Source organism: Oleiphilus sp. HI0132 (assembly GCF_001635845.1).
This window is the reverse complement of the sequence record NZ_LWGJ01001275.1, coordinates 18,631-27,918: the sequence shown is the minus strand read 5'-3', so window position 1 is coordinate 27,918 and position 9,288 is coordinate 18,631. Positions and strand designations below refer to the sequence as shown.

Sequence of the window (9,288 nt, the reverse complement as noted above, 5' to 3'; positions counted from 1 at the left end):
GTTAAAGAAACTTTCAAGCTCCTTGGACTTAGCTTGAGCGTCCTTGTATCCGAGAGCTATGAGCTCTCGCATAAACTCCCCTTCAAACAAAAGATAGCTAGCCAGGCTCACGCCGCCTTCAATTGGTTCCTTGTTTAGACCAAAAAACTGTTTAATAGGTCCGGGTAGTTTGGAAACATGTTTAATTGCAATTTCATCAATTGGTTCGCTTGGGTTTATCACCAAGGTATCAATAAACCTTAATCCCAAATCGTTGGCGACTGCTTCTGGGTCCTCAACTCTTTTTAAAAGGCTGTTGATGACAGCGACCTTTTCAACGTCCTTTTCTACAACATCAATAAACATTCCGTTTATAACATGCTCTAAGATAGAGGGTCGCTTTGGCTCTTTTTTACTTTCCTTGCGAATATGACGATTGGTGAGGTTCGCGCTAACACCAATAACCAAAATTCGATTCGCACCAAGGTGAACTGCAGGGCTAAGCGGTGCCATATTACGAGCAACACCATCGCCAAAGTACTCTCTATGTATCTTGACTGGTGGAAATATGGTCGGGATAGCAGAAGAAGCCATGAGGTGATCAAGCGTTAGTTTTGTTTTAACGCCCACCCTATTCCCTGATTGCCAACCAGTAAGGTGGTCTTCACCTTGGAAAAAACTAACACTTTGGCCGCTTCGATAACCACAACTTGTCACACTAACTGCCTGTATGTCGTGCTTCTTGATGTTGGTTGTGAGTTGTCCGAAATCAGCTTCTTTTTTTAATAGCTCTCTTAAGGGGGCGTTATTGAACATGGAGCCTGGCACATCAATGCCATCTCCGCTGACGAAACCTCTAACAAACTGGCCTAGGTTTTTTGCAAGATTCCAATAGTCGGATTTGTATACCTTATCAGAGCTAAGGTTTAACCAAAGATCTTCGAGACTGTCGACACTATGCCTGAAGATCTTACCCCCTCCTCCTAGCCCCACGGCGTTTAAAGCTCCTGCGGAACTGCCGCAAATGACAGGAAAGGGATAGTCAAAGCCAGGAAACTGTTCTGCAATTGCCTTAAGAACACCGGCCTGGTAAGCGCCTCGTGCACCACCACCCGTTAAAATCACCCCTGCTGTCATATTAATTATTCCAAATAATGTACTTTGTAAGAATGCTGCGATAGCAGCTTGTTTCCGCTCAAAGAATAGATAAGTCTCAATAGTAAAACTATTCTAGGGCATATATGCGGACAAGCACTAACCTTGCATAAACTTAATAGTGATAATAAAAATCTATATAGAATAAGACGGTCTATATCTGATCAAAAAAGCAGCATCTTTAGCGCTATAATTAAGTTAATGATAAAGATAGATCGTTATATGGTTTTCCGTTTTTAAATTAGAGCATTAATTTGTAGTCGGAGGTGTCCTATGAAACGTTTATATTACCTTAGCCCTTCAATTGACAGTGTCGACCAAGTTTCGAAAGATTTGCATGAGCATGGTATTACTGACTGGAACTTTCATATTATTAGTACTAATGAAGAGGGTCTATATAGTCATCATCTCCACTCTGCGAGTGCACTTCAGCGTACCGACTTCGTGCGCTTTGTAGAGCGAGGCTTATTGTCCGGTGGGATGATTGGGCTGTTTTTTTAGTCCCCTTTACTTATATCGAGGAGTTTAGCTTCAATGCATGGCTAGTGATCGCGATCTTTAGCATGTTCTTTGGTGCGTGGTTTGGCGGTGTTGGTGGGCTCAATACTGAACACTACAAGATCCAGAAGTTTCACGAACAAATTATTGAAGGTCAGCACTTGATCTTAGTGGATGTTAACACGAAGGATGAACAACGCATAAAGTGCATTATGGAAATAAGGCACCCCGAGGCGGTACTTCAAGGTTCTAGCTCGACTATTACTAATCCGTTTTCCAAGGATGATGCTGAACACATCAGCGCAAAGTCTTAGGGCTGCGCATTAAGGTGATAAAAGCTTAGATTATCGCCTTAATGCATTATTTGCAGTTCACAAAGTGTTCATGTCGAAATCTGTCAAAGCAAAAATTTCAAGGACTTCATAGGTATTCTTGTCGAGCTTTGCCAAACCAAAGCCTGATTTCCCAATTATGCGGATATAGAAGTATTTGCCTGTATCAAACTCTTGATCCTTATAAATCTTCTTAAGGTAGACTTCTTCAAGAGCTGCTTGCTTGATGCGTTCTTTTTGCTCGCCTAGCTCATGATAATAATCCATGTTCTGTAGATAATCTGTATCCCCTTCACCGGTAAATGCATGAACAGTGATCGCTATTCTAACTTCGGTTGTACCGGTTAAAACGTGGAACTTTGGTGCTGAAGCCAAGCTAGTATCGATAATATTAGGGTCAACAGCTGTCATATCGTAATTCGATGCGGTTTGGATCTCAAATGAGTTATTGACAAGTAATGCTGATAAAGGCCTTTCCTTGTAGATGGTCTGAAACCCATATACAAGCGCTGCTATTTGGAATAATGCAATCACTGACAGGTCAAACTTTAGACTCTTCTTACCTTTTTTATATACGACAAAAGTAAGTAGTGGCCCTAGTATCACGTCTACAGCAAACAGGATTAGAATGATTTCTGATATACCCTGTATTTTGAAGTAGAAGTCAGGATAAATTTGGAATCTGATAAAAAAGTAAACTATCGATACGATAGCGAGACTAATAAGAAAGTGGATTAGAAATGCGATGGGTTTTGTCATAGTCGTCAGTTAAGTTAGTGTTTAAACTAAGCTTAGAAGCGACTTGGATATTTTCAAAGAAATAAAGAACGGAATTAAAAAAAGCCGCATTTAAGTGCGGCTTTTTAGAAACTACAAAGGTATTGTTATTTCATTTTTTTACGTGTGGCAACTAGTCCTGCCAAACCTAATGCAAACAAAGCAATGGTGCCAGGTTCTGAAACTGCAGTAACTTTAACGTCGTCAAAAATATTACCTGTTGTATCTCTTCCGCCATCTAAGGATGTGAATGTTAAGGTAGAAAGCGAGCTAGTAGCTGTGAATTGATAAGTATACTGATTCCAGTTACCCCATGATTGGTTATAAACAGAATCTGAAAGGTCACCAACACTGACTGAGAAAGCTTCATCAGAGTTAGCTTGGCGGCGGCGACCAGCAAAACTTAACTCGTAGGCCTGACCTGCTGTCGTCGCGAAGTCTTGGAAGATAGAGAACTGACCATTAGCGTCTCCAGGGTGCGCATTAAGTTCTAATACTCTAATTCCATCATCGGCAGGTACGATAAAATTGTTAGACCATATTTCAACATTCTGGCTGGCGTCCCAATTTGGAATGCTAGAATAAATCTGCCACGTAGCTGCGCTTCCATACCCGCCAAGTGCTGCTTCGTTACCAATATCTTCGAAGCTGCCATTTTCTATAAGATTAGCTTGAGCACTCATAGATACAGCAGTAGTTAAACAGATTGAACCGAACAACTTTGTTAAATTTTTCATAATACAGCCTAATTTAATGAATAATAACTATAGGAAAGCAATAGATGCGCCAGAAGTTTATCTTTTTGTTTTTATTGATGTTTTCTAGTATTGATTGATCGATGTGTAAAATAAGCTGACGTAAATTTAGCCAGCTTCAAGATTTTGTGAACTAGTGAATCTAATGACTTCGTCTTACAAACCGCATTGGTAATACGGATATTATAATGTTAAATACCTTGGCAATGGTCGGTGTATTTATAAGAAACAATTTGATTGCGACCTACAGCGCTATTGATGTCGAAGAGATTATCTTCAAAAAGCTCATTACCCCAATCACAAAGCGTTTCAAGCGAAACCTTGTCATCCTTTACGATCGAAGAATGAAGCTTAAGCGTTAAACCGAGCTGACCATTCCACTTCATGACGCAGCTTGATATCGGATAGTTCTTTGTTCCTGGTGCACAGCAAAACCAGCGTTCTTTTTGTAATGCTGAAACCGCTTCTGCCTGTTTGCTCGGTAAGGCAGAGATATCTTCATCTAACCAGTTCCCCATTGCGGAGAAATTGCCAGCGTAAAAGGATTTATTGCTGAGGTAGCGATATAAAAATCTAATCATAAAGCCAGGTAGATATTTAGCTATCTTGGCTTGTTGCCAGTGCAGCCAATGCTCGCGTGACTTTAGCCGCTCGCGAATTCTGTCGTTTAACTGGGTAGGTGAAATATCCGCTTCGAGAGGGATATAAAATCCACTGGAGAAATTTGCATAGTCTGAGTCGGTTCCAAAATTAGCTGCCCCCCTTAAATTAACGGGATAAAACCACGAATAGCTTTGATTGCAGTTTTTTGAATCTGCAAGTAAATGCTTGGCAGCCGAGCGGTTTAGCGCCCATAGTATAAAGGTTGTTAAAGGGATATCGAGAGATTTTGCTCGTTGTTCGATAGCTGCGGTTTCATAACGATCAAAAAATAGAGTGTCTACCGAATTTTGGCTTACTTGATTATCCGCTTTCCAAAAACGCCATTTGACCCTTTTAGGGTAAGGTTGAACTTTTGCTTTGATCGCTTTCAATTCTTGAGTGTCAGGTTCACCGGTTTCTCTACACTTAGGGATCTTCACACTGGTGAAACCGAGATCGTTCAGCATGTGCTTCATTATGCTCATGCCGTCACCATTGGCGTGCTGGAAGATATCTACTTTTAGCGCTTCTTCTTGCTCTGAGGTGTGAGGCGTATATCGCCCCCAATATATGTCATCACTTACGCCTAGCTTGCGCCTTTGTTCAAACCATAAGGCAACATGATCTTTCGGGTGACGTTGAAATATACTCATGATGCCTGATCCGTCTTGAGAACGTTAAGGGTATTTTTCGCATCAAGCCAACCTGCTTCCCAGCTTGAAGTTAATACCTCATCATTATATGGGCTCTGTGATTTCTTCTTCGCTCGACTGCCCTGCTCAAAACCGCGTTGATAGGCGTCTTCAACGCTCTCGGAGTCGAGCGCATTATTCGTTACCTGTTTGCTAGCGGTGCTTAGGCTCTTGATATATTGATCCAGTAATAGGTAGCTTGCGGGCACTAAAAGCAAGCTGATCAGTGTTGCAAAAATAACCCCAAAGGCCAGCGATACGGCCATGGGTATTAAAAACTTAGCCTGAATGCTGGTTTCCAGGATCAAAGGTGTTAAGCCTGCAAACGTTGTAATTGACGTTAAGAGTATTGGCCTGAAGCGTTTCTTGCCAGCTTCGCATACTGCACTAAAGATATTCACGCCCTTCTTGCGCAGCTCATTAATACAGTCCATCAAGACCAGGTTGTCATTGACGACAATACCGCTGACCGCCACCATACCTATGAATGACCAAAGCGTTAATTCCAGATTTAATAACATATGACCGAAAAGTGAGCCTAGAATTCCAAAAGGGATTGCAAACAAAACCAATAAGGGCTGACTGTAAGACGAGAATAAAACCGCCATCATCAAATACATTACGAAGATAGCGATTAGATAACCGTTAAACAGAATATCTAAAAACGCCACAATACTTTTTTGTTTACCTGCGGTTCCCCACTTCATATCTGGATATTGCGCGACTAGCGTGTCGAGGTAGTGTTCTTTAAGGTCCTTTTGAATATTGTAAACCGAGTTATGTTCTGTATTGACGTATGCGCTCACGGTCACCACTCGCTTGCGCTCATAGCGGCGAATATTATTCGGTGCCTGTCGGAAGTGAATATCAGCAATTATTGACAAGTCTATATAGCTGCCATCTGCTATCAAAATTGGCAGGTGCTCCAGGTACCACATCGAAGCTCGTTCTTCTTCAGGCAAGCCTAGCCAGACATCGACTTCATCATCTTGCGTTTGGATCGTTTGCACCACTTCACCCTGATACGCCCTATTGACTTGCCTGATAACCTGCTCAAGCGTTAGTCCAAGTGAAATAGCGTTATCCTTTAAGGTGATCTGCGCCTGTTTTTTCTTTTCATTAAGGGAGTCTGCCAAGTCATAAGTTCCGCTGTAATGACTCAGTTTATCCTTTAACTGTTTCGCAGCAGTTTCAAGCTGTAAGCGATCATAACCGGAAAGCTCAATATTGATATCAGGCTTTGAGGGGCTTAGGCTAGAACTAAAACTAAGCTTGCTTGCTCCATCAATACGGCCAATCAACTCGCGCCAACGGTTTAAGACTTCCTGACCGCTACGCTCTCTCGTTTTTGAGTCAGACAGTTCTAGCGTTACTTGGGCGGTATGATCAAGGTTTTGTTTGTTTTCCTGATTCGATATCTTAAGCGTTGGGCCGATAACCGAATAAACGTGCAAGATTACAGGTTCACTAATACTGGGCGAAGAAGACTCGTTTAGCTCAATACGCAAATCTTCCGCTGCCTTCAACATTTTATTCACTGCAGCTTCAGTTTTTTTGCGTGAAGCGCCCTCCGGAAAAGCAACTGAGGCATTAACAACCTCTGCATCAATCGCGACGCCCAACGCCACTCTCATCCAACCAGTCGATAGTAAGACCATAAAGATGATAAACATTAAGCTAAAACTAACGATAACCAGTTCTTTATGTTTTAGAGCCATCACTAATAAAGGTTGATATAAACCTTGGTTTAATTTATCGAGGTGTTGGCTGAATTGCTTTTGTATTTTACTTAACAGACTGTCTTTCTTTTCGTCGCTTGATGTTGATGCCTTACGGGATAAGTGCGCAGGTAGAATAAAGATCGATTCCAAGAGCGAAAACACTAGAATACAAATAACTATAATAGGTATCGCCTGCATTAACTGACCCTCGGGGCCTGGTAAGAACAGTAAAGGCAAAAAGGCTACAATGGTTGTAGTGACTGCAAAAAGTATCGGTTTATATACGTCATAGACACCAGCAAGCGCGCCTTCACTACCATATTTTCCTGCCTGATTCTGGCTATGAATTGACTCCCCAACGATCACTGCGTCATCGACCACAATGCCCAGCACTAGTATGAAAGCAAACAGTGACACAATATTGATGGATACATCCAGTGAGGGCATTAATAACAGACTGCCAAAAAACGAAAATGGTATTCCCAGGCTGACCCAAAATGAGAGACGTAAATTAAGAAACAGAACCAAGAGCGCAAAGAGTAGCAAGAGGCCGCTGAATGCATTTTCCAGCAATAAATCAATGCGGCTTTTAAAGTTTTTTGCTTCGTCCTGCCAAACGTATAAGTGCATGTTGTCAGGCAGTTGCTTTTGCTTTATATAGCCTTTAATTGCCTCGGCAATGGTAACAATACTCTGATTGCCAACACGATAGACATCGAGAGAAACCGCTGCACGGTGGTCAAAGGATGCCTGACTTTGCGGGCTATTTCGGTTGTCGATGATGCTCGCAATATCGCCTAGTCTTACCTCGGCACCGTCAGCATTCGAGGCAATAATGATATTTCGATAACCCTCTGCATCACTTTTTTTAGCATCACTGGTGATTAGTACGTCACCGTCATGGGTTTTTAATACGCCACCTGGTAACTGATTTGATTGTTGCCTAATTAGACGACTGATCTCTTCGAAGCTAACTTGATATTGCTCTAAGTTATGTGCCGGGATATAGACTTGTATTTCAGAGTCTTTAACGTCTTCTAGGTCGATGATGCTGATGTTATCGTTTTCGAGGATTTCACTGCGTATGCTTCGCGCCATCTTGCTCATGCTAGCGTAGTCCGCGGTGCCACTGAGAATTAATTTACTAACGCGATTACGTACAATCAATTCCTTGACGGTTGGCTCTTCTGCCTCGTCTGGTAAGGCATCATAGTTTTCGAGACGGCTTTTAACTGTATCTAGTATATCTTTCGTGAGGTAGCCGTCTGCTACGTCAAGAGTCATTGAGCAAAAACCCTCATGCGCAATAGCGCTAAGCTCAAGTGTGCCCTCAATATCATAAATCTGGTTTTCGATTGGCTTGCAGATGCTAGATTCTATGGTTTCAACTGACGCACCAGGCAGGCTCGTATCTATCCCAATACGTTCAAGGGACACATTTGGGATCAGCTCTTTGCGAATATCGGGCAGGCTGATATAACCCAAGGCAAACACGGTAAACATAAGCAAGTTGGCGGCAACCGGATTATGTGCAAACCATGCGATCGCACCTTTCATTGAATTGTACTCGCTACAGGGTGCTCAATAAGCGCGAGATCATTGGCTAGGTAAGGCTCAACTTTCATACCTTCTGCCATTAAATGAAATGAACCGGTAACGATACGTTCGTTTGCATTTAATCCCGCCTTTACGAAGGATAGCTCTTTGCCACGATACACTAGTTCGATATTTTTTCTGTGTAAGCGCATATCGTTATCAATCGTCCAAACAGTGTTGTTGGCAGGTTCAGCACTACGAGGAATTAGCTTTAAATTATTGATTACTTGCCCTTCGATCCTTGCTTCAACAAAGGAGCCTGGTAGTAAGCTCTTGCTAGATTTGTTTGAAGCGTTATTGCTTGAAACTTGCGCAATAACATAAAGAAGCTGATTTCTATCGCGCTCCCCTTCAATTCGGTCGATAAGTCCTTGCCATTGTTTTGTCGGGTTTTGATAGCTGTTCAAGCTAGCAATAGGTTTACTTGTTTTGCCCAAGTAGCCTTTATGATTTAGACCGAGAATTTCAATTTGCTGGTCATTTAACGGGAGTCGGACTTCAACTTCGTCAGTCCCATAGATTGTTGCAACATTTGAGGTAGCCAGTATGTACTCGCCTTCAGTAATACTCAGTTTAATGACTTTGCCATCTATTGGTGCTCTGATTACAGTCTTCTTGAGTTGTTGTTTTGCATAAGCTAAGGCGGCTTCCGCGGCCGAAACTTGACTGCTGGCATGGCGCACCTGTGGTATATGACGCGCATAGTCAGTTGCGTTTCGTTTTAGGCCTTTTTGTGCGACAGCCGCCTTTGCTTTAACTCTGACTAATTCAAGTTTAGTTCGGTCAAGTTCAGCTTGTTTTTGTGCGATATCGAGTACAAAAGGCTGTTGTTCAAGTTCAATGAGAATGTCGCCCTGCTTGACCCTTGCGCCTATACTAAGCTCTTTGCTGACACGTTTGACCAGGCCGGGTACCTGATTGGTAATCTGACGAACTTCTGAGGCAGATACTCTACCGCGACTATAGATTGGAATCGCTTGGCTGCTTTCGATTACCTCTGTGTAAGGAACTCTTGGCGCCAGGTTCTGTTGAGTACTTTGCTCAGGCTCGGGTGCGTTATCGTAGAGCCAAGAAATCAGGCCAAGCGCGACGATAAGCGCGAGGAAGACGGAACGATATTTTTTTAGATACTGCATCATAA

At 42.4% G+C, this 9,288-nt stretch carries 8 protein-coding genes; 2 read left to right on the top strand and 6 right to left on the bottom strand.

Annotated features, from left to right (window positions below):
- Positions 1-1,116: patatin-like phospholipase family protein (locus A3766_RS19365; RefSeq protein WP_068642809.1), on the bottom strand; the 1,116-nt coding region annotated here is incomplete at its 3' end.
- Between the two features lie 291 nt (positions 1,117-1,407).
- On the opposite strand from A3766_RS19365, the gene A3766_RS29170 reads away from it, so the two are divergent.
- Both A3766_RS29170 and A3766_RS29165 read left to right on the top strand, forming a co-directional pair.
- Complete coding sequence (locus tag A3766_RS29170; protein ID WP_082865277.1) at positions 1,408-1,635, top strand: hypothetical protein; 228 nt, start codon at positions 1,408-1,410, stop codon at positions 1,633-1,635.
- Positions 1,636-1,679: 44 nt separating this feature from the next.
- Complete coding sequence (locus tag A3766_RS29165) at positions 1,680-1,946, top strand: hypothetical protein (RefSeq protein ID WP_068633325.1); 267 nt, start codon at positions 1,680-1,682, stop codon at positions 1,944-1,946.
- Between the two features lie 57 nt (positions 1,947-2,003).
- Here A3766_RS29165 and A3766_RS19355 read toward each other — a convergent pair whose 3' ends face one another.
- The 5 genes from A3766_RS19355 to A3766_RS19335 form a co-directional block, all read right to left on the bottom strand.
- Positions 2,004-2,723, bottom strand: a complete 720-nt coding sequence (locus A3766_RS19355) for a hypothetical protein (protein WP_068510718.1) — start codon at positions 2,721-2,723, stop codon at positions 2,004-2,006.
- Positions 2,724-2,848: 125 nt separating this feature from the next.
- Positions 2,849-3,478 carry a DUF642 domain-containing protein gene (locus A3766_RS19350; RefSeq protein ID WP_068510716.1) on the bottom strand — a complete coding sequence of 210 codons (630 nt, stop codon included), beginning with the start codon at positions 3,476-3,478 and terminating at the stop codon, positions 2,849-2,851.
- Positions 3,479-3,687: 209 nt separating this feature from the next.
- Entirely contained in the window at positions 3,688-4,791 is a 1,104-nt protein-coding gene (locus tag A3766_RS19345; protein ID WP_068642807.1) for a hypothetical protein, read from the bottom strand.
- Positions 4,788-8,108 carry an efflux RND transporter permease subunit gene (locus A3766_RS19340; protein WP_068510713.1) on the bottom strand — a complete coding sequence of 1,107 codons (3,321 nt, stop codon included), beginning with the start codon at positions 8,106-8,108 and terminating at the stop codon, positions 4,788-4,790. Before A3766_RS19340 ends, A3766_RS19345 begins: the two co-directional genes overlap by 4 nt.
- Positions 8,105-9,286 (bottom strand): efflux RND transporter periplasmic adaptor subunit, encoded by a 1,182-nt coding sequence (locus tag A3766_RS19335; protein ID WP_068553539.1) that lies wholly within the window; start codon positions 9,284-9,286, stop codon positions 8,105-8,107. Before A3766_RS19335 ends, A3766_RS19340 begins: the two co-directional genes overlap by 4 nt.
- Between the last annotated feature and the right edge of the window lie 2 nt (positions 9,287-9,288).

Bases quoted from the DNA above. Each gene is read 5' to 3' on its own strand.
- A3766_RS19345 (WP_068642807.1), bottom strand. From the start codon at position 4,791: ATGAGTATATTTCAACGTCACCCGAAAGATCATGTTGCCTTATGGTTT.
- A3766_RS19350 (WP_068510716.1), bottom strand. From the start codon at position 3,478: ATGAAAAATTTAACAAAGTTGTTCGGTTCAATCTGTTTAACTACTGCT.
- A3766_RS19355 (WP_068510718.1), bottom strand. From the start codon at position 2,723: ATGACAAAACCCATCGCATTTCTAATCCACTTTCTTATTAGTCTCGCT.
- A3766_RS29170 (WP_082865277.1), top strand. From the start codon at position 1,408: ATGAAACGTTTATATTACCTTAGCCCTTCAATTGACAGTGTCGACCAA.
- A3766_RS19340 (WP_068510713.1), bottom strand. From the start codon at position 8,108: ATGAAAGGTGCGATCGCATGGTTTGCACATAATCCGGTTGCCGCCAAC.
- A3766_RS19335 (WP_068553539.1), bottom strand. From the start codon at position 9,286: ATGATGCAGTATCTAAAAAAATATCGTTCCGTCTTCCTCGCGCTTATC.